We start from the raw sequence: 18,615 nt of genomic DNA, 5'->3' as shown, positions 1-18,615 counted from the left end.
CTTGGTGCAGACACTACTTCACGTGCCAACGGTTCTGTCGGTGGAGAAATCACAAAGCGTCTTGTTCAAATGGCTGAATCTCAACTTGGCGGCGGATACCGTTAATTTTTAGCAAACCCATATATACCAATTAAATAATATGGCTTAAGCCCCCTCCACTACTGCTGGAGGGGGCTTTCATTTAAATCATATTTTCTGGTTTGATCCATTGGTCAAATTGTTCTTCTGAAACATAACCAGTTTTGATTGCGGCTTCTTTCAAGGTGCTATTTTCTTTGAACGCCAATTTAGCAATCTCTGCTGCTTTTTCATAACCTATATGCGGATTTAGGGCTGTGACCAACATTAAGGAGCGTGCCACATGTTCCTTAATGACTTGTTCATTTGCTTCTATTCCATAAGCACAATTTTCATTAAATGACCGGATACCATCTGTCAGAAGTCTGATGGATTGGATTAGATTATAAATAATCACTGGTTTAAAGACATTTAACTCAAAATTCCCTTGACTTGCAGCCATACTGATGCTCGTGTCATTACCAAAGACCTGACATACAATCATCGTCAAGGCTTCACTTTGAGTAGGATTTACCTTCCCAGGCATGATGGAGCTGCCGGGCTCATTAGCAGGAATGCTAATTTCTCCAATCCCGCTTCTTGGCCCGCTTGCAAGCCAGCGAATATCATTTGCAATTTTCATTAGGTCAGCCGCTAATGCTTTTAGGGCACCATGGGTATAAACAATTTCATCGTGGCTTGTCAGTGCATGAAATTTATTTTCTGAAGACCTAAATGTAAAACCAGTAAGCTTTGAAAGCTGTTCAGCCATCTTTTTTCCAAATTCAGTGCCTGCATTAATGCCTGTTCCAACAGCGGTCGCTCCAATGGCTAAATCAAGCAAATAATGGCTTGCTTCTGAGACCATTTTTTCATTCTTATCAAGCATGAACCGCCATCCGCTTATTTCCTGTCCAAGTGTTAATGGAGTTGCATCCTGCAGGTGGGTTCTTCCGATTTTAACAATTTTAGAAAAAGAATTTTCTTTTTCTAGCAGGGTGCTTTTCAACTCCTGTATGGCTGGAAGCAGGTTTTTAGTTATTTTTATATAAGCAGCAATGTGCATCGCGGTTGGAAACGTATCATTCGAGCTTTGGGACATATTGACATCATCATTTGGATGAACATATTGGTCGCTGCCTTGCTCTCTTAACCATTCATTGGCCCGATTAGCAATCACTTCATTAACATTCATATTGGATTGCGTTCCGCTGCCTGTCTGCCATACAATTAAGGGAAAGTGGTCATCAAAATCTCCATTTAGAAGTTCACCGCATACATGGTTAATTGCATTCATTTTTAATTCACTTAGCTTTCCTACTTGGAAATTTACAGTTGCGGCTGCTTTTTTTATAAATGCTAAACCATAAATTAGTTCAATCGGCATTTTCTCGGTGCCAATTTTAAAATTTTCTTTGCTGCGCTGTGTTTGTGCCCCCCAAAATTTATTTGCTGGTACTTTCACCTCACCCAGCGTGTCTTTTTCGACTCTAAAATTCTCCAAGGATTCCACCTCACTTTTTTGCATTACTTCAATATATATTCCCATTCCGAAGGCAATTCTTACCAGAAATAAAAAAAACTGCAGACGCTTGTCTGCAGTTTATGCTTTATAGATCGTATATCCGATATAATAAGAAAGAATTAAAAAGCTGCCGATTAATAGGACAATTGAATAATCTGACATTATACTATACCACCCCAATTTAGATAAAATTGTTAAACAATTTTAATCTATCACGAGAGGGTTTATTTACCTGTGATAATCATTACACTTTGGTGTCAAAGGAGTGAATTTTTTGTGAACATTTGCCTTTTCGGAGCAACCGGCAGAGTAGGCTCTGTGATTTTAGAAAATGCGTTATCTAATCAAATTTCTATACAAGCGCTGGTGAGGGATTTGGAAAAACTAAATACGGATTCGAGCTTACTTAAAGTCCGGACAGGGAACGTTTTAAATGAAGAGGATATTGCACAGACAATGAAGGGGACTGACATTGTAATAAGCGCATTAAATACGGATGGAAACAGCACACTTTCTCAATCTATGCCGTTAATTATCAGTAATATGAAAAGGGAAGGACTCAAAAGGATTATTACTATTGGAACAGCCGGAATCCTCCAGGCCCGATCTGCCCCGCAATTATATCGCTACCAATCGACTGAGTCGAAAAGAAAAAATACACGTGATGCCGAGGAGCATTTAAAGGCTTATTTGTTGTTAAAGGCTTCAGGGCTAGATTGGACTATCGTTTGTCCCACCTATTTACCAGTTGGAGAAAGACTGGAGCAATATCGATACGAAAAAGATATTCTTCCCGAAAATCCTTCTTCTATTTCGATCTATGATACAGGGGATTTTGCATTTCAACAGCTTTTCAGCAATAAATTTATTGGCTCAAGGGTTGGACTTACCTATTAAAAGGCTTTGTTAAACATGGCTGTTGATTTGCGCTCCAATCAACAGTGTTAAAAAATCAACAATCCCTTTAACACCGCCTATTAAAAAATGAGACCCTTCTATAAAGAAGGGCCTCATCTATCTAACCAGCCAATTCACTGCCACCTTGCTGCAGCTGATACATTTGATAATATTTGCCCTTACCGGCCATTAAATCGTCATGTGTTCCTCTCTCCACAATCGTTCCCCGATCTAGGACAAGAATTTGATCGGCATTTCGGATGGTTGATAAGCGGTGGGCAATAATAAAAGTTGTTCTTCCTTTCTTTAACACTTCCATTGCTTCTTGAATAACAGCTTCCGTTTCGGTATCAATACTGGAAGTTGCTTCATCGAGAATAAGAATTGCCGGATTAAATGCTAGCGCACGTGCAAACGAAATCAGCTGCCTTTGTCCGCTTGAAAGAGTGCTTCCCTTCTCAATAACCGGTTCGTCATACCCATTATCTAAATTTCTAAACACCTTATCTGCCCCAACATCCTTCAAGGCTTTTTCCACCTTTTCCCTCGTAATTGAAGGATCATTTAGACTGACATTCGAAGCAATTGTCCCTGAAAACAAATAAGGATCCTGCAGGACAATCCCCATATGATTTCGGACAGTTTGCCGCGGAAAACTTTCTACATCTTTTCCATCAATCGTAATTTTCCCTTTTTGGCAGTCATAAAAACGGAACAGTAAATTCATAATTGAACTTTTCCCAGAACCAGTGTGGCCTACCAGGGCGACAGTTTCACCCTGCTTTGCCTGGAAATCGATATTCTTAAGGACATACTCACCATCCTTATATCCAAAAGAAACATTATCAAAAGATACATTTCCTTTAAACCTTGATATCCGCTCAGTGCTGACATTTTCACCTTGTTCATCCATTAGTTTAAACACGCGCTCACCCGCAACCAGAGCCTGCTCCAAATTAGCTAATTGATTTACAATACCCTGAATTGGCTGGAAGAGACGATTTATATAATCTACAAAGGCATAGAGCATTCCAAGTGAAATAATATTTGCTGGCAGAAGCGATTGAGCCCCAAAATACCAAATAAAAGCCACAAATATTAGGTTTCTTAATATCCCAACAAGGTTATGGGATGTTAAGGAATTCAAGCTTAATAATTTGGTTTGATAAGTAAAATGCTCTTGATTAAGCTTTTCAAACTCCTCTTTCGTCTCCTCTTCCCTGCTAAACGCCTGAATAATCGTCATTCCCTGAATGGATTCATTGATCATGGCATTGATGTCACTATTGCGCGATCGAATAACACGATTATATTTGGATGCATACTTACGGTAACCCAACATCCAAATATACAGGATTGGCAGCAATACTAAACAAATCGCGGCTAACTTCACGTTCAAAATAAACAAGGCAATATATATACCTGTAATATAAATTACGCTCGTAAAAAAGGTAGCAAGAACGGTAACGTAAAGTTCGCGGATCGCTTCAGTATCATTCGTAATTCTCGCCACAACTTTTCCTGCAGGCAGATTATCGAAATATTGGATTGGAAGTCGTTGGATATGGCCAAAAATATCTCCACGCATTTTTTGAATAATTCGGTTTGCCGATTTTTTCAGAAGATAGTGTTCGCCAAATTGAAAAATGGCTGAAACAACTAATAAGCCGAAATAAATGATCAATAATTGGATAATCGACGGAATTTCCGGCTGATAAAATTTAAGGAGTTCTTCGCCCTTTAGGATTTTTACTGGATAAACTACTTTCTTTTTCCCTTTTTCAATAACTAAGGACCCTTCAGTAATCGTTCTTCTTCCATCAAAATCCAACTTCCTATCAAGGAAAATAAATTTTGAGCCTACTTGCAGAATCCTGATTTGCTGCCCTTTTTGTTCACCATCTACAAAATACTTTCCTCTTTTGTAAAATTGGCCATTATACTCTACCGCATTTGCGTCCTTCTTGGATACATACCATTTTGTCTCAATCCCTAAAATATGTTGGTCTATCACTTTTTTGGCAATAAAGGGGCCTGCTAAATCTGTTACGACCGAGATAGTGAGCATAACCAATGCAGCTATAATAATCTTTTTATAAGCTAATGCATATCCAAATAATCGTCTGCCTGTGGTCATGCTGACACCTCCTCTTCAACGTTTCCTTCAATTTGCTGTCGTAAAAATTGTTCTTTATACCACCCGTCAACCTCTATGAGCTTTTTATGTGTCCCTTCTTCAATAATTCTTCCTTCATCAAGGACAATAATATGATCAGCATGCTGTATAGCCGACATTCGGTGAGTGGTGATAATCGTAGTTTTGTTATTTCTCACTTGACGAATATTCTCAATAATTCTTTTTTCGGTTTTGGCATCAACCGCTGATAATGAATCGTCAAGAATGAGAATTTCCGGATTTTTAATGAGGGCACGTGCAATCGAAATCCTCTGCTTTTGCCCCCCGGAAAGAGCTACCCCTTTTTCACCCACCAATGTACTTATCCCTTCCGGAAGTGTCTCAAGATCCTTCCGAAATGCAGCAAGATCGATAGCATTCTCTAACTCTTGATCGCTTGCATCCTTTCTGCCAAAGAGAATATTCTCCTTTACACTTCTTGAAAATAAAACATGGTCCTGGGGTACATAGCCAATCCAATTTCGTATCTGCTCCAGCTTCTGTTCTTCAATTGGAACCCCAGTAATGGATAGTTCCCCGGTTCCAAGCGGGTACTGCCTTAATAATTGTTTAATAAAGGTTGTTTTTCCGCTTCCTGTTTTCCCTACAATCCCAAGTGTTTGACCTTGATATAATTGGACATTCACATTTTCCAAATTATTATTTTTAGAGGAGGGATAGCAAAAGGTTACCCTCTTGTATTTTATATTTTCAGGAGCATTGACTGCTACGGGATTACTTGGATTTTCAACCTCTTCCTGATAGGCCAATGTTTCATTAACACGGTCTAATGAAGCATTTCCCCGCTGCATCACATTGATTAACTCTCCAATTGCAAACATGGGCCATATCAACATCCCTAAATAGACATTGAAGGAAACAAGATTGCCTAATGTAATCGTTTGATGAAAAACTAAATAGGCGCCATAGCCAAGCCCAATTAAATAACTGATTCCAACCAGGATCTTAATCGTTGGATCAAATAAAGAATCAATCCTCGCCACTTTTACGTTTTTTTGATAAACGTCCTCTGTTAATAGATCGAACCTATTCTGATCAGCCTGTTCTTGGACATAGGCACGAATGACCCTGACTCCTGCAACTGATTCTAGAACCCGGTCATTTAACTCACCGAAAGCATCCTGTGCCTCCATAAAACGAGCGTGAATTCTCTTACCATAAATCTGCATCAGGATTGCCATAACCGGCAAGGGAATTATGGCTGCTAACGTTAGCTTCCAGCTAATAAATAATCCCATAGTCAACAATAACGTCAGCATCCAAACACTGGAATCGACCAGCGTTAAAATCCCGAACCCGGCGGTTATCGAAATGGCTTTTAAATCATTAGTAGCTCGGGCCATTAAATCTCCTGTTCGATTCTTTTCATAAAAAGCAGGCGTCATCTTTAAAAGGTGCTGCATAAATCGTGAGCGAAGTTTTCTTTCAACGAGGAAAGCGCCGCCAAACAATTTATACATCCATACATAGGTGATTAGATAGGATGAAAACATGATTAATAATAGAACACTTAAATAGTGAAAGATTTTATTTTTACTCATCTCCCCAAAATGAATATTATCGATTGCCATACCAATCAATTTTGGCGGCAGGACATCTAATATTCCTACCAAAATTAATAAACTAACCGCAATAGCATATCTCTGCCAGTTTTCTTTGAAAAACCAGCTTAATTTTTTTAATACCGAAAACATGATTGTTCCTCCCCTCTGCTCAGTTAAAATAAAAAAAAGAGGCATACCGCAGTATAAGTGCAGTATGACTCTGGAAAAAAGAGACAAAAAAACACACATTACGCATCATTAAAGAACGCAACCTGTGTTTTGTCATTTATTGAATGTACGTTAAAGGAATTAAAGAGAATTCTCTTTTGGACAGGTTGCATTTAAATATTTAGTTTTAAAATTAACTATTCTTCTTCTAATCATGACGCAACCCTCCATTTCCTATTTTTTCTTCCTTTGTTAGATTATCACCAGTCGTTATGAAAGTCAATTCCCATTTTTCAGAATTATTCCACCCTTACCGCCGTTCCATAAGCGATTAATTCTGATGCTCCCTGCATGACCGAACTTGATTGTAATCTCATGGCGATGATGGCATCTGCCCCTAACAGCCTGGCTTCTTCTACCATCCTCTCAATCGCCTTTTGTCTCGCTTCATTTAACATATCGGTATATTCCTTTATTTCTCCGCCTACAATGGTCTTTAGCCCAGCCAATAAGTCCTTGCCAATATGCTTGGATTGGACTGTACTTCCCTTCACCAAACCAAGCACCTCTTTAATTTCCTTGCCCGGCAGGTAATCAGTCGTAACAATCATCATAATTTGAATTCGCCTCACTTCTTCTCTTTTTACGAAAAATTTTTCTCACAAAAATCAAATAAAACAATATCGGCATTGGCGCTTGAATAAGGCCGACAATTCCCCAAAGCCAATAATTATGATTATGTTTACGGGCATCTAAAAATAAATATATGCTTTGCACTAACAAAATAGCAGACACTATGATGATGACGGTTAATGTATACTCTCCTTTCATCCGCCATTCACCTTCTTCATTAATCGTGTTACACTATAAAATGCAATAAAAATGGTCGTGGCAATCTGTAAAAATATAAAAACTGCCGGCATTTGAAATAAGGAAATCATAATCCCGCACAAAATGATGATCGCTACTATTAAAAATATAGACAAATCCCTAATCAGTTTTTTCCTGATTCGCTGTTTTTCCACTAGAACCATTTGTTCAAACCATTGAAGGTCCGGTGAATAGACTGGAATTTGTTCCATTTTGTTTAAACCTTCTTGCATCTTAGAAATAGCTAAAATGTCCTGTTTATTTTGTTGTTCGCTGTCCAAAACGATGACCTTCTGTTTCTTCACTTAGGTTCAGCTCCTTTCTGACTGACTTGATACCATTATGAACTCTTGATTTCACCGTTCCAGGAGATATTTTCATCCATTCGCCTATCTCTTCGTAAGAGTAGCCATAATAATGCTTTAAAATAATGGGAATACGGATGTCCTCCGGCAATCTACCGAGTGCCTCAAGAGCGTCATTCCAGTCTTCATTTCTGCTTTCGAAATGCCACTTCAGTTTCCGATAAATTTCCTCTTGCCCCTGCCAGTTCTTTTCTCTTTTTTTCTTTCGGCATTGGTCAATATATGTATTTGTCGCAATCGAAACGAGCCATGTGGAAAATTTGCTTTGCCCATTATATAGGTGAATCTTTTGAATACATTTTGCCATTGTCTCTTGAGCCAATTCTTCAGCTGTATCGGGATTCATTGTAATTTTTATTAAATATTTTACAAGGAATGGATAATGTTCTTTAAACAACATGGCAAACGCAAGATGGTCCCCTTTTTTAGCATTTTTTATTAATGCATCCATTTAGCAATAGCCCTCTCTTTCCCCCATATTCCTTGTTTTTTCTCTCTTTATTTATGACGAACAAAACTTACTTTCGTTCATTCTATATTTATTTTACTCTTAAACATTGGAAACAAAAAGACACGGATTGCTCCGTGCCCTTAATCCCCTTTTCCATGCCCCTTATTTTTTCCTTTCTTTTCCCATCTCTCTATTTGATTGTTCCATTTTTCTTCCCACTTTTGAATTTCATTATTAAATTCCTCTTGAAAATTAAATCGTTTTTTTTCTTCCAAAGCGGAAATATGCGTCACATTAAATTTTTGTTTTGGTTTATTTTTTAATGCTTCCGACATGACTTCACGAAAAATAACAGCAGAACCTGTTTTGCTGGTTGGAGTGATATAATGTTCCGCATCTGTTTTATCATAACCGACCCATATAGCTCCCACTAGCTGCGGTGTATAGCCAACAAACCACTGGTCTTTCAGACCATTAATTCCTTTAATCGGTACTTGGGTGGAGCCAGTTTTGCCTGCAGTTTCACGGCCAGGTATTTTGGCTGCTTTTCCTGTCCCTTGTTCTACAACGCCTAGCAGCATTGTTGTCATATCATCCGTCACTGCTTTCGTCGTAACTCTCTCCTTTTTGACTTTCCATTCGGCAACCACATTACCATTTGCCTCGACAATTTTTTTGATTACATGAGCCTTCACTTTGACACCATTATTCGGAAATACGGAAAAAGCTTCAGCCATGTTTAGCGGAGAGACTCCTTTATGCAAGCCTCCAAGGGCAAGCGATAAATTCCGGTCAGCTTTATCCAAAGAAATACCGAATCGTTTAACTGAATCCAGCCCCTTTTCAATCCCGATTTCATTTAAAAGCCATACCGCTGATACATTTTTCGATTCCTTAACCGCGTCATACATCGGGACTTCCCCCATATATTGATGATCGTAATTACTAGGCTGATATTTTCCAAATTTCATCGGTTCATCTTTTAGCATATCCGTAATTTTCCAGCCCTCTTCTAGTGCAGGGGTGTAGACAGCTAATGGCTTAAATGAAGAACCGGGCTGTGCTTTTAATTGGGACGCCCGGTTGTAGCCTCTAAAAGTGTGTTCTCCCCTTCCGCCTGCAAGGGCTCGGACCCCGCCTGTTTTCGGGTCTACTAAAACTCCGCCGCTTTGAACCATCCGGTCTTTTCCTTTTGGAAATAAACTGTTGTTTTGATAGGTTGTTTCCATCACCAATTGCATATTAGGGTCAAGCTCTGTATAAATTTGATAGCCTCCAGTAAGCAAATCATCTTGAGATAACCCATACTGATGAATTGCTTCATCTAATACCTGATCAACATAATAAGGGAATTTACCGCTGAACGGGTCGCCGCCTTTATCATCTAAAACCACTTTTTCCTGCTTGGCTTTTTCATATTGTTCATTTGTAATATAGCCTTGATTTTTCATTTGCAGTAAGACAAGATTTCTCCGTTTAACAGCCTTGTTCATATGGTCATATGGATTCAGGGCAGATGGAGCTTTAATTAATCCGGCTAGCAGAGCGGATTCACTAATCGAAAGCTCCTTAACCTCTTTAGCAAAGTATTTTCCCGCCGCTTGTTTAATCCCATATGCCCCATTTCCAAAATAAATTTGGTTTAAATACATTTGCAAAATTTCTTGTTTCGAATATTCCCGCTCAACCGCCAATGCTAAAAAGACCTCTTCCATTTTTCTTTTTAGCGTTTTTTCGGATGTTAGGATAGTATTTTTCGTCAATTGCTGTGTGATGGTGCTGCCGCCTTCTACCATCCCTCCTGCCTTTAAGTCACGGAAAAGCGCCCTTGACGTTCCAATTAAATCAACACCTCCATGTTGATAAAATCGATGATCCTCAATGGCAATTACGGCATTCTTCATTGATTCAGGGACTTCCTTAATTGGTACTCCCTCATTTTTATTCGCCGAAACCTTGCTCGCTATTTTTCCGTTTACATCATAAAAAACCGTTGGCTGGGGTAGTTCATTTTTAAGTTCGGATATATTGGCAGTCTTGGAAAAAAAATAAATTGCACCGAAGAAGCCTAAAATGATAACTAAGCCGCATAATACCACGATTTGGACTACATGCCATTTTTTCATGTTTTTCATAGATGCCTCCTATTTGGAAGAGAAAAAAAAGACAGGAGAACCCTATCTTATGTCTAGATATTATTCACTTTTCGTCAATTCTTTAAAACGCTGTTTGGAAAGCTTCTCATCAAAGCTGCTAAAAATCCGATAATTTCCCTCATCCAATATTCTAAAATGTTTACTGAGGATATTTTGTTGGAGGATAAATCCACTTTTCTTTGATATGGCTCTCCACCATATCCGGCCGCCTAATGTTTTCGTTTTGCGGTAATCAATTCCTTCTCGAGCTACCGTTTCCAAAACCTCAAGTGGCTCATTACCAAATAAAAATTGTACTGTTTCCGTTTCCCGGAAAAGAGCACAAATAGCAACGACTGTTGACCAGTTAGCAAGGACTCTTCCTTTTTCAATTTGAACAAGTGTTTTCTTTGATACACCAATGATTTCAGCCATTCTATCCTGGGTATAGCCTGCTTCAGTCCGAATCAATCGAAGCTTTTCAGACACTTTCAATATGATTTCATCTCTGGTCATTTTAAGCCCTTCCTTCAATAGCCTATGGTGTAATTTTACACAAGTTCTGGTAATCATTCAAATTTTATCATAAAAAAACTGCTATCAATTCTTTGATAGCAGGCAGTTTGTCGAGAAATTAAAAATCAACAATGGCTAAACCAGCCTAAATATTTTTTTCACGTACTAGCATTCTCTTGGGCATTGCACTGATAACAAGAACGACAATGATGGCACTGATTACAAAACTCGGAAGCATATATGTCCCATTATAAAGCAGGGAGTATATCATAACCGGCTGGCCCTTTGGAGCATACTCTCCAAAGAAAACAAACCCTGAAACGAAATGGCATAGATAACGAAGCAAGCTTCCAATGAATGCTCCAAATATTACATAGCTAATCCATTTGCTTTTTTTCCCCTCATTAAGCATATTGCTTATTTGACGGGCAAAAATGCCCGCAAAGCCTACAACTGTAAAAGCTATAAAGTAATCGATGATTCCCTGAATAATTGTATATACTTGTGCAAAGCCAAGAATGAACTGTAATAATCCTAATAAAAATCCAGTTAAAAGACCGCCTTTCAGTCCCCAGCGGAAGGCCATTAAGAAAATCGGTACCATTGCGATTGAAACCGAGCCTCCCTGCGGCCAGATTTTAAACGAAAGAATATTTCCCACATAATCCAATAAATACGCGAGCGCAGTAAATACAGCAACCTCGGTAATAAATAAAGTATTACTTCTTTTAGTCATTTCAATTTCTCCCTCCATGTTGGTGAACAAAAAAATAGCAATGCAAGACATAAGGATTGTCTGCATTGCTATCTATCTGGCAAACCACATCCCTACGCTAGTGTTAACTAACAGGTTCATAGGGTCAGAACTCAACCGTTCACTCTCAGCCGCCATTTGCAGCTCCCCCTGTGGAACTATACAATTAATTCATTAAGAATATACTACTATTTCAAAATGAATACAAGAGTAAATTCAAACTATATTCAAGAGAAGAATTCATGACAAATTAACTATGTAATTATTTGGAAAATAATTTTAACATGTTTTTAAGAGGTATTTTTGTCATTATCAGCGAATTAAGATGGTAAGGCGCAATGTGTTTCAGGAGGGACAGTATGTTTAAAAATGATCAAATAGATTTAATTGCTTTCTTTGATAAACATAAAGATCAATTACTTCTTGATTGGGAAAATTCATATATTATTTCTAAAGAAGACCCATATATAGAAAAAATAAGCGAAAATGCCAAAGCACTTTTTCATGTTATCTTAAATATGCATAAGTTGACCGAAGAGGAGCTTTTATTAGTAATCGAAAAGCTGGCAAAAGAAATATCGGAAGAAAGAGTCATTGCCAATATTAATATTGGGGATTTTGTTTATAATGTAAATCTTGGCAGAACGATTATGTACAGTTATTTAAGCAAAACGGGGATATCATGGGGGGAAATGCAAGAATCGATCAATCGGATCAATTTCTGTTTTGACAAGTTTTTATACTATGCAGTATCCCATTATACAGAAGCTAAAAACAAAATTATCGAGGAAAAGACTATGTTCATCGACTCAACCCATCAGGATCGGCTAACCCTTTTGGGGCAAATGACATCCAGCTTTATTCATGAATTTAGAAACCCGCTTACATCTGTACAAGGATTTATCCAATTGCTTAAAGCTGATTTTCCAAATATGAGATATCTAGATATTATTTCAAGTGAACTAGATCAGTTAAATTTTAGAATTTCTCAGTTTCTGTTATTATCCAAGAAAGAATTGATTGGGAAGGAAAAGGATTATTTTAAACTAAATAAATTGATAGAAGAAGTTTTGAACTTTCTCTACCCTAGCATACTGGATGGAAAAGTGAAAGTAATCAAAGAATTGTGTGAGGAAATAACGCTGCACGGTTATGCTGATGAAATTAGACAAGTTTTTATCAATATAATATTTAATGCAATTGATGTTTTAAATCATCATGCAAATCCACAGCCAACAATTGAGATTAACAGTACTTTAGAAGACAACCAATACATTATTGTTACCATTTCTAATAATGGACCGGCGATTCCAACTGAATTGCAAAAAACAATTTTTGAACCGTTCTTCACGACGAAAAAACTTGGTACTGGTCTAGGTCTTTTCGTTTGCAAAGAAATTATTGAAAAGCACAAGGGGAAATTAGCCTGTAATTCCACACCGAATAAAACCACCTTCTCCATACATTTACCGATTGCATTAAATTTAGAACTGAACATCTAATATCTGATAGAAATTAATCCCACTTTAAAAAAGTCGGGATTTTTTTATTGTGGACACTTCTTCCGACTTCCCCCTATCTTGCATAGGATATAGGAAAAAATTTAAGCAGGAGAAAAGTCCAATGTTTACATTAAAAGTCGATAATGAAATTGAGCTTCAATTGTTCGAGAGGCATCATGCCTTTAAGCTTTTTCAACTGGTTGAGGACAATCGTAATCATTTACGGAAGTGGCTGCCCTGGGTAGACAGCATGACTTCTCCCTATCAATTTGAGACGATTATCCCTGTTTGGCTTAATCAATTCGCAGAGAGTACCGGATTTAATGTTGGGATTCTTTATAAAGGAGAACTTGTCGGCTCGATTGGCTTACACCAAATGGACTGGCATAATAGCATGACCAGCATTGGCTATTATCTTGCTAAAAATGCAGAAGGCCACGGGGTTATGACCCGGGCTGTCCAAGCATTACTTAACTATGCTTTTAATCAATTGGGGTTAAATCGAGTAGAAATTCGCTGTGGAGTGAAAAATAAGAAAAGCCGAGCCATTCCGGAAAGATTAGGATTTACCAAGGAAGGTTTAATTAGAGATGGCGAAAAATTAAACGGCCACTTCCATGACTTAATTGTTTATAGCATGCTAGCTCGTGAGTGGAATGCGCTGGGATTAATAAATAAGCACCTCTAAAGCTGCTTTTATTAGCAGTTTTTTTGTTAAGGGTATTTTCGCAAAGATTGTTGTTTTTCGTATAAGTTCATCAACCCGTATATCTAGATTCTTCGTGGCATCTTTTCATAAGAACATTTGCGAAAAGTGCCTAGAAACTTTGTAAATTCCCCTTAATAAGTTCCAAAAGCAACAAAGTTTACGAAAAGAGCCTTTGTAAAACTGGCTTTTTTGCTTTTTAAGACCTATTTTGAAATAATAATAAATAATGAGTATTTTAAGTGAGGTGGCATACCTTACGAATGGTAAGGTGTTAAATGATTTTAATGAACATATTCATAATTGCTATTTTAATTACTCTTACCGCTTTTTTTGTTGCATCTGAATTTGCAATTGTAAGAGTCCGGACAACAAGAATTGATCAGCTATTGTCGGAAGGAAACAACAAAGCGGAGGCAGCAAAAAAAGTAATCTCAAATTTAGATGGTTACCTATCCGCAACACAAGTTGGTATCACTATTATTTCCTTAGTTTTAGGCTGGCTGGGCGAACCAACCATCCGAAATATATTACAGCCTGTTTTTAAATTCATACAAATTCCACCAGCTATAGAGCACATTATCTCTGTAATTATTTCTTTTATCGCCATCACCTTTATTCATGTTGTCATTGGTGAATTATCTCCAAAGACGTTTGCAATTCAAAAAGCGGAAGAAATCATTTTACTTTTTGCAGGTCCGCTCATCTTATTTTATAAGGTCATGTATCCCTTTATTTGGGCCCTTAACCGCTCTGCACGGTTTGTTACGGGGCTTTTTGGAATCCAGCCTGCTTCCGAACATGATATTAGCTTATCGGAAGAGGAATTACGGATGATTCTTTCCCAAAGCTATGAAAGCGGTGAAATTAATCAATCTGAGTACAAATACATGAATCGAATCTTTGAATTTGATGACAGGATAGCTAAAGAAATCATGGTACCGCGGACAGAGGTAATTTCGCTCTCTAAAACTGCCACCATGGAAGAGATTCTTGAAATTGTTAAGGAGGAAAAATACACTCGTTATCCCCTCATTGAAGGAGACAAGGACAATATCTTAGGAATTGTTAATATTAAAGAAGTATTAACGGATTGCATCCAGCAAAAATGTAACGGTGAAGAACCGCTTATGCCTTATTTAAAGCCTGTCATACATGTAATTGAAACGATTCCTATCCAGGAACTTTTAGTAAAACTCCAAAAAAACAGATCCCATATGGCCGTGTTATCCGATGAATATGGCGGAACAGCCGGGATTGTGACTGTTGAAGATATTTTGGAGGAAATTGTCGGTGAAATTCGTGATGAATTTGATGTGGACGAATTGCCACTAATACAGAAAAAAGACGATAATCATTATATTTTGGATGGGAAAGTCCTTATTAGCGAGGTAAACGATCTTCTCGGTACTACTCTCAAGGAAGAAGATGTAGACACAATCGGAGGATGGTTTTTAACCCAAAAATTTGATGTGCATAAGGGCGATAAGCTTGAAAAGGAAGGTTTCATATTTCAAATCATGGAAATCGAAGGTCATCATATTCTCTACATAGAGGTAAAAAAAGCAAAAGCGTCTCCAGAATAAGGAGGCGCTTATTATGATTATATTTTTAGAATATTTTGTTTTAACCATTCATACTAATGAAGATTTTCCCATAAAATGTTGATAACAATGACCACTATAACCAGAACGTTTGACTGTACGGTTTAAATTCTTTATAATTATTGTTAATTTTATAAATTGTTGAGGTGGTATGATGGGGCTGTCTATCGAATTGGCGAAATAGCAGAAATAGCGCATGTGTCGAAACGAACAATTGACTATTATACGTCAATTGGCTTACTAAGGGCAGAACGTTCTAAGTCAAATTACCGCATATATACAGATGAAGCATTAAATGATTTAAAGTTTATCGAAGAATGCAAGAGTTTGCACTTTCCTTTAGACGAGATTAGAAGAAAACTAGAAATGCGGAAAGCGGGTAGTATCCGCCTATCCGAAGTGGATAAACATGTCTGTGCGGTAACACAGCAGATGAAACAGCTGCATAGTGATTTATTTGACCTGCTGCCAATTTTAGAAAAACTGGATGAACAACAAAAGGAAAAGCTGATTAATAATGTTAGTCTGCTAAGATCTGCTTTAAAAAAATCGCTCGTAAGTGTAACGAGCTAATTTTTGTATAATACTGGGAGGTGACTCCTTACTCGTCTAACAACGAGCTAAGGGAATTTATTTGGACATATTTAACTTGGTTTTAATAGCCATTTTAATTGCATTAACTGCCTTTTTTGTAACTTCAGAGTTTGCTATTGTTAAGATTAGAAGTTCAAGAATTGATCAGTTAATTGAAGAAGGAAATTCGAAGGCTGTTTCAGCAAAAAAAGTGATTTCGAATCTGGATGAATACCTTTCTGCCTGTCAACTTGGGATAACCATAACGGCCTTGGGCCTAGGTTGGATTGGGGAATCAACTATAGAGCATTTGCTCGGTCCTGTTTTCTTAAAACTAAACATTCCCGAGGGAGCAACAGAAATATTATCAATTGCGATTGCATTTGCTTCGATTACATTTTTACATGTAGTTGTTGGTGAGCTTGCTCCAAAAACACTGGCGATTCAAAAAGCTGAGTTCATAACCCTCACGGTAGCACGTCCGCTAATCATCTTTTATAAGATTATGTACCCGTTTATTTGGGTACTAAATGGTTCAGCGCGTATTGTATCCAGTATTTTTGGCTTAAAGCCTGTTTCCGAAAACGAGATCGCTCATACAGAGGAAGAACTTCGAATTATCCTATCTGAAAGCTATAAAAGTGGTGAGATTAACCAATCAGAGTTTAAGTATGTAAATAAAATTTTTGAATTTGATAATCGAATTGCAAAAGAAATTATGGTTCCTAGAACGGAAATTGTTTCTTTATCGAAGGATGATACGTTAGAGACCTTTCTTGAGGTAACACGTGAGGAAAAATTCACAAGATATCCAATTATTGATGGAGATAAGGACCATATCATTGGACTTGTAAATATTAAGGAAATGGTGACAGATTTAATTGGAAATGAGAATTTATCAAAACAAACATTAGAAGGCTATACTCGTCCGATTATTAGAGTAATAGAAACAATTCCAATTCATGATTTGCTGGTAAAAATGCAAAAAGACCGGATGCACATGGCTGTATTAATGGATGAATATGGCGGTACCTCTGGCCTTGTAACTGTTGAAGATATTCTTGAAGAAATTGTTGGCGAAATTCGCGACGAATTTGATATGGATGAAATACCGATGATCCGGAAGATAAAAGAAAACCATTATATCATTGATTCAAAAGTATTAGTCAGCGAAGTGAATGATTTATTGGGCGTAGAAATTGACGATGAAGATGTTGATACAATTGGCGGCTGGATTCTAACTGAAAATTACGAGGCAAAAGAAGGCGACGTCATGATTCACGAATCCTATACTTTTAAAATCCTTGATATGGAAGAACATCATATTAAGTATATTGAAGTGACGAAAAATGCACATAACGGTGAAGCTTCGATAAAGCAAATAGCCGTTTCCAAGTCGGAAGTATTATCCTAAATAAATATTATTAAAAAAGACCAAAATGATGATATTATCCCCTTTAAGTAGACAGTGTAAAAAAGACCGCTCATCAGGCGGGAATGATACACTACTACTTGGAGGGGATTTTTTATGGCTAAAAAGGGGACAAAATTTCAAACCTATACAGAGGAATTCAGGCGTTTAGCAGTTGAGAGATACATAAATGGTGATGGGAGCTACCAGACTCTCTCTAAGGAGTTAGGATTGCCAAGCCCAACCTCATTAAAAACTTGGGTAAAAAAGTATGAGAAGGCAATCAGCTTACCAAAGGGGAAAACTTTCCTCTACTAATAACCCGCTTAAAGGACGACCAAAAACAAAGTTCAAAAATATAGAACAAGAACGGGATTACTATAAGGCTCAGGTTGACTACCTAAAAAAGCAGTATCCAAATCTTCACGGGGAGGTGAAATCAAAAAAGCAATAAGGTTTGAGATTATTCATGAGCTTAAAGGGACATACCCCGTCAAATGGTTAACTGAAATTGCTGAGGTACAGAGGTCAGGCTATTACAAATGGATTAAGACAATTAAGGTCCGCGAAAAGAAAAAGGAACGCGATAAGGACTTAATGGACCAGATGCTTTCCATCCATCTCAAACACAAGGAGTTTGGCTACCCTAGAATGGTGACCGCCCTAAAGGAAGAAGGGTTCGAGGTCAACCATAAAAAGGTTTACCGGTTAATGAAGGTAATGGATATTCAGTCGAAGATTAGAAGGAAGTGGAGATATTTTGGCAAAAAAGGTTCCAAAGTATTCCCTAACCTAGTCAACAGAGAATTCAAAGAGAGAAAGGAAAATGAAGTCCTAGTCACTGACATCACTTACATCCCCTTTCAGAATCGGTTTTATTACCTATCGGTAATTCAGGATATTTACAATAACGAAATTGTTTCGTGGAAATTATCAGATAGGAATAATATGAAATTAGTTTTGGATACTGTGGAGGACCTAAATAAAAAAAGAAACGTGCACGGAACCATCCTCCATTCGGATCAGGGATTCCAGTACACGTCAAAAAAATACAACAAACGATTAAACAAATATGGCATAAAGGGCAGCCACTCTCGCAAAGGAAACTGCCTGGATAATGCCTGTGTTGAATCATTCTTTCCCACTTCAAAACAGAAATGTTGTATCAAACTGATTGTAAAACAGAGGAAGAGTTAATACAAGCAATAGATACATATATGTATCACTACAATTATAAAAGATTCCAAAAACGACTAAACCATCGTGCTCCAGTTGAATATCGGATCACGATGGCTGCATAGTCTTTTTAGAGCTGTCTACTTGACGGGGTTAAGTCCAAT

20 protein-coding genes and 1 riboswitch are annotated in these 18,615 nt (G+C 37.6%); of the genes, 10 read left to right on the top strand and 10 right to left on the bottom strand.

The window, feature by feature from the left end:
- The coding region (locus tag V7161_RS13415) for a small, acid-soluble spore protein, alpha/beta type (RefSeq protein ID WP_335445743.1) at positions 1-105 on the top strand (105 nt) is incomplete at its 5' end.
- Positions 106-181: 76 nt separating this feature from the next.
- Here the strand turns inward: V7161_RS13415 and fumC are convergent.
- The gene (gene fumC / locus V7161_RS13410) at positions 182-1,585 is read right to left on the bottom strand and encodes a class II fumarate hydratase (RefSeq protein ID WP_335445741.1); all 1,404 of its coding nucleotides are present in this window, start codon (positions 1,583-1,585) and stop codon (positions 182-184) included.
- A gap of 273 nt (positions 1,586-1,858) precedes the next feature.
- Between fumC and V7161_RS13405 the strand changes: the two genes are divergently transcribed.
- Entirely contained in the window at positions 1,859-2,479 is a 621-nt protein-coding gene (locus V7161_RS13405; RefSeq protein ID WP_335445621.1) for an NAD(P)-dependent oxidoreductase, read from the top strand.
- A 121-nt stretch (positions 2,480-2,600) separates the two neighbouring features.
- Here V7161_RS13405 and V7161_RS13400 read toward each other — a convergent pair whose 3' ends face one another.
- The 9 genes from V7161_RS13400 to thiT all read right to left on the bottom strand — a co-directional run bounded on the left by V7161_RS13400 (position 2,601) and on the right by thiT (position 11,461).
- Positions 2,601-4,616 (bottom strand): ABC transporter ATP-binding protein, encoded by a 2,016-nt coding sequence (locus V7161_RS13400; protein ID WP_335445619.1) that lies wholly within the window; start codon positions 4,614-4,616, stop codon positions 2,601-2,603.
- A complete protein-coding gene (locus tag V7161_RS13395; RefSeq protein ID WP_335445617.1) occupies positions 4,613-6,370 on the bottom strand; it encodes an ABC transporter ATP-binding protein in 1,758 nt (585 codons plus the stop codon). Before V7161_RS13395 ends, V7161_RS13400 begins: the two co-directional genes overlap by 4 nt.
- Positions 6,371-6,687: 317 nt before the next feature.
- Complete coding sequence (locus tag V7161_RS13390) at positions 6,688-7,002, bottom strand: YbjQ family protein (RefSeq protein WP_335445615.1); 315 nt, start codon at positions 7,000-7,002, stop codon at positions 6,688-6,690.
- Positions 6,983-7,219: a sigma-Y antisigma factor component gene (locus V7161_RS13385; protein ID WP_335445614.1), complete on the bottom strand. Its 237-nt coding sequence runs from the start codon at positions 7,217-7,219 to the stop codon at positions 6,983-6,985. The genes V7161_RS13390 and V7161_RS13385 overlap by 20 nt, the downstream gene beginning before the upstream one ends.
- Entirely contained in the window at positions 7,216-7,563 is a 348-nt protein-coding gene (locus tag V7161_RS13380; RefSeq protein ID WP_335445613.1) for a YxlC family protein, read from the bottom strand. The genes V7161_RS13385 and V7161_RS13380 overlap by 4 nt, the downstream gene beginning before the upstream one ends.
- On the bottom strand, positions 7,517-8,074 hold the full coding sequence (gene sigY / locus V7161_RS13375; RefSeq protein ID WP_335445612.1) for an RNA polymerase sigma factor SigY: 558 nt from the start codon (positions 8,072-8,074) through the stop codon (positions 7,517-7,519). Before sigY ends, V7161_RS13380 begins: the two co-directional genes overlap by 47 nt.
- 140 nt (positions 8,075-8,214) lie before the next feature.
- Positions 8,215-10,209 (bottom strand): transglycosylase domain-containing protein, encoded by a 1,995-nt coding sequence (locus V7161_RS13370; RefSeq protein ID WP_335445611.1) that lies wholly within the window; start codon positions 10,207-10,209, stop codon positions 8,215-8,217.
- Positions 10,210-10,269: 60 nt separating this feature from the next.
- Complete coding sequence (locus V7161_RS13365) at positions 10,270-10,725, bottom strand: helix-turn-helix transcriptional regulator (protein WP_223592984.1); 456 nt, start codon at positions 10,723-10,725, stop codon at positions 10,270-10,272.
- Between the two features lie 145 nt (positions 10,726-10,870).
- Positions 10,871-11,461, bottom strand: coding sequence for an energy-coupled thiamine transporter ThiT (thiT, locus tag V7161_RS13360; protein ID WP_335445610.1), 591 nt, complete (start codon positions 11,459-11,461; stop codon positions 10,871-10,873).
- Positions 11,462-11,533: 72 nt separating this feature from the next.
- A riboswitch (TPP riboswitch) is annotated at positions 11,534-11,640 on the bottom strand.
- A gap of 198 nt (positions 11,641-11,838) precedes the next feature.
- Here thiT and V7161_RS13355 point away from each other — a divergent pair.
- The 8 genes from V7161_RS13355 (at position 11,839) to V7161_RS30400 (ending at position 18,576) form a co-directional block, all read left to right on the top strand.
- Positions 11,839-12,981 (top strand): histidine kinase N-terminal domain-containing protein, encoded by a 1,143-nt coding sequence (locus V7161_RS13355; protein WP_335445609.1) that lies wholly within the window; start codon positions 11,839-11,841, stop codon positions 12,979-12,981.
- Positions 12,982-13,102: 121 nt separating this feature from the next.
- Positions 13,103-13,669 carry a GNAT family N-acetyltransferase gene (locus tag V7161_RS13350; RefSeq protein ID WP_335445608.1) on the top strand — a complete coding sequence of 189 codons (567 nt, stop codon included), beginning with the start codon at positions 13,103-13,105 and terminating at the stop codon, positions 13,667-13,669.
- A gap of 296 nt (positions 13,670-13,965) precedes the next feature.
- Positions 13,966-15,273, top strand: coding sequence for a hemolysin family protein (locus V7161_RS13345; RefSeq protein ID WP_335445607.1), 1,308 nt, complete (start codon positions 13,966-13,968; stop codon positions 15,271-15,273).
- Positions 15,274-15,429: 156 nt separating this feature from the next.
- Positions 15,430-15,864: a MerR family transcriptional regulator gene (locus tag V7161_RS13340; protein ID WP_335445606.1), complete on the top strand. Its 435-nt coding sequence runs from the start codon at positions 15,430-15,432 to the stop codon at positions 15,862-15,864.
- A 61-nt stretch (positions 15,865-15,925) separates the two neighbouring features.
- Positions 15,926-17,278 carry a hemolysin family protein gene (locus V7161_RS13335; protein ID WP_335445605.1) on the top strand — a complete coding sequence of 451 codons (1,353 nt, stop codon included), beginning with the start codon at positions 15,926-15,928 and terminating at the stop codon, positions 17,276-17,278.
- 114 nt (positions 17,279-17,392) lie between these two features.
- Positions 17,393-17,593, top strand: a complete 201-nt coding sequence (locus tag V7161_RS13330; RefSeq protein ID WP_335445604.1) for a transposase — start codon at positions 17,393-17,395, stop codon at positions 17,591-17,593.
- Positions 17,594-17,713: 120 nt separating this feature from the next.
- Positions 17,714-18,472, top strand: a complete 759-nt coding sequence (locus tag V7161_RS13325; RefSeq protein WP_335445739.1) for an IS3 family transposase — start codon at positions 17,714-17,716, stop codon at positions 18,470-18,472.
- Positions 18,433-18,576, top strand: a complete 144-nt coding sequence (locus tag V7161_RS30400; protein ID WP_420491621.1) for an IS3 family transposase — start codon at positions 18,433-18,435, stop codon at positions 18,574-18,576. The genes V7161_RS13325 and V7161_RS30400 overlap by 40 nt, the downstream gene beginning before the upstream one ends.
- Positions 18,577-18,615 lie beyond the last annotated feature (39 nt).

Source organism: Neobacillus drentensis, from assembly GCF_036965425.1.
Classification (GTDB): Bacteria; Bacillota; Bacilli; order Bacillales; family Cytobacillaceae; genus Neobacillus; species Neobacillus drentensis_F.
The sequence above is the reverse complement of the archived record's forward strand: the minus strand, read 5'-3'. Positions and strand labels throughout refer to the sequence as shown.

Coding starts and splice junctions, on each gene's coding strand:
- fumC (WP_335445741.1), bottom strand. CDS start 1,585: ATGCAAAAAAGTGAGGTGGAATCCTTGGAGAATTTTAGAGTCGAAAAA.
- V7161_RS13400 (WP_335445619.1), bottom strand. CDS start 4,616: ATGACCACAGGCAGACGATTATTTGGATATGCATTAGCTTATAAAAAG.
- V7161_RS13395 (WP_335445617.1), bottom strand. CDS start 6,370: ATGTTTTCGGTATTAAAAAAATTAAGCTGGTTTTTCAAAGAAAACTGG.
- V7161_RS13390 (WP_335445615.1), bottom strand. CDS start 7,002: ATGATGATTGTTACGACTGATTACCTGCCGGGCAAGGAAATTAAAGAG.
- V7161_RS13385 (WP_335445614.1), bottom strand. CDS start 7,219: ATGAAAGGAGAGTATACATTAACCGTCATCATCATAGTGTCTGCTATT.
- sigY (WP_335445612.1), bottom strand. CDS start 8,074: ATGGATGCATTAATAAAAAATGCTAAAAAAGGGGACCATCTTGCGTTT.
- V7161_RS13370 (WP_335445611.1), bottom strand. CDS start 10,209: ATGAAAAACATGAAAAAATGGCATGTAGTCCAAATCGTGGTATTATGC.
- V7161_RS13365 (WP_223592984.1), bottom strand. CDS start 10,725: ATGACCAGAGATGAAATCATATTGAAAGTGTCTGAAAAGCTTCGATTG.
- thiT (WP_335445610.1), bottom strand. CDS start 11,461: ATGACTAAAAGAAGTAATACTTTATTTATTACCGAGGTTGCTGTATTT.
- V7161_RS13355 (WP_335445609.1), top strand. CDS start 11,839: ATGTTTAAAAATGATCAAATAGATTTAATTGCTTTCTTTGATAAACAT.
- V7161_RS13350 (WP_335445608.1), top strand. CDS start 13,103: ATGTTTACATTAAAAGTCGATAATGAAATTGAGCTTCAATTGTTCGAG.
- V7161_RS13345 (WP_335445607.1), top strand. CDS start 13,966: ATGATTTTAATGAACATATTCATAATTGCTATTTTAATTACTCTTACC.
- V7161_RS13330 (WP_335445604.1), top strand. CDS start 17,393: ATGGCTAAAAAGGGGACAAAATTTCAAACCTATACAGAGGAATTCAGG.
- V7161_RS30400 (WP_420491621.1), top strand. CDS start 18,433: ATGTTGTATCAAACTGATTGTAAAACAGAGGAAGAGTTAATACAAGCA.